Below are 1,586 nucleotides of genomic sequence, written 5' to 3'. Positions count from 1 at the left end.
TTCACGATATCACCACCTGAGTGGTCTAAATCGCGGTTCGGCTCAAAGCGCACTTCACCTTGTGTGGTGATGAATAGCGAACCTTCTGTGAACATAAACTCTTGCTCAGAGCTATTCGTTTGGTCGAGTGTGTAAGCCGTGCCGTCATAAGTGAACTGAGTGACACTGGCGCCATCAGCACTGGCGCTAGTAAGCACATCGTAGACAGACGTCGTAGGAGTCCCCGCGGCCAAATCAGCGACCGTTGGCTCTTCAATACTAATCGTAGCCCCAGCCATCACTTGAACATCATCAGTGATGGTCACTGAAAGTGGTGATATTAATGAGTCATCGCCATCGGTATCGACTGCGTAAACTGGTAAGCTGAATGTCAGATCGTTATTGCCTCTCCCAGCTACATGATCTATCGCTTCTAATAACGTAAATGTGTATTGGCCGAGAGTCGTAGCGCTAAAGCTTAGCGTAAAGATTGGTGTTTCAACATTGGTTGCACTGGTCGTAAAACCAATGTAGTTACCTGAGCCTGCCGGATCTTCTTTAAGATCAATCGCAAGACCATCGGATTTCAACGCGTCATCTGTATTGAACTCATTTGGCTCTAATCGGAACTTCTCAACATTGTCACTTTGGTTAGTGAATGAAATGGTTTCAGTTTGGCTTACCGCCCCCATGATTGGAGAAGAGCCATCCGCCAGTCCGGCTTCTGCTAGCGTGACGCTTAGTACAGATTCAATGGTTGGGATATCGCCATCGGTGATGGTCAGAGTCAGTGTTGCTGTCTCAACATTCAAAACGCACGTTACCTTCGATGCTCACAAATACAGAACCTTCGGTAAAGGTAAACTCTTGCTCACCAATGATGGCCGTATCTAAAATTTGAGCTGTACCGCCATCGTACGTGAACTGGGTAATCACCGCCCCATCAGCGCTCTGTTTTGGCATCACATCAATAGTGTTGGTGGTAACAATACCAGCGGCTAAATCTGCGACGGTTGGCTCGGTAATATCTAACGTGCCGTTCGCCATGACTTGCACGTCATCACCAATAGTCACTGACAACGGTGACATCAATGAGTCATTACCATCAGAGTCCACTGCGTAGACAGGCAAATCGAAGGTTAGCTCGTTATTGTCGAGACCATCAGCATGGTCTAACGCTTCAAGCAGTGTGAAGGTGTATTCGCCCAATGTGGTTGTGGAGAAGCTCATGGTAAATATCGGAACTTCCGTGCCACCGTCATCAATAAAGCCTACGTAAATACCCGAATCGGCTGGGTCTTCTTTTATTTCGACCCCAATGTTATTCGACGTTAGTGCTCCACCGACATTGAACTCCGTCGGTTCAATTCGAAACTTCTCAACATCATCACTTTGGTTGGTGAATGAGATAGTCTCAGTTTGACTGACCGCGCTGCCACTTGGCGTTGAACCATCAGCAAGCTGCGTTTCTGATAGCGACACGCTTGGTACGGTTTCGATGGTTGGAATGTCACCATCGGTAATGGTTAGGGTTACTGTCGCGGTTTCGACATCCACGTCACCATCGCTAGACGTCACCACAATCGATTTCACGATTGGGCCATCTT

General features: G+C 47.7%; 1 pseudogene. It reads right to left on the bottom strand.

Annotated features, from left to right (window positions below):
• A pseudogene (locus KIV40_RS26150) lies at positions 1–1,586 on the bottom strand (hypothetical protein); the annotation flags it as partial.

The sequence above is a fragment of the Vibrio sp. D173a genome (assembly GCF_030248475.1).
The sequence above is the reverse complement of the archived record's forward strand: the minus strand, read 5'-3'. Positions and strand labels throughout refer to the sequence as shown.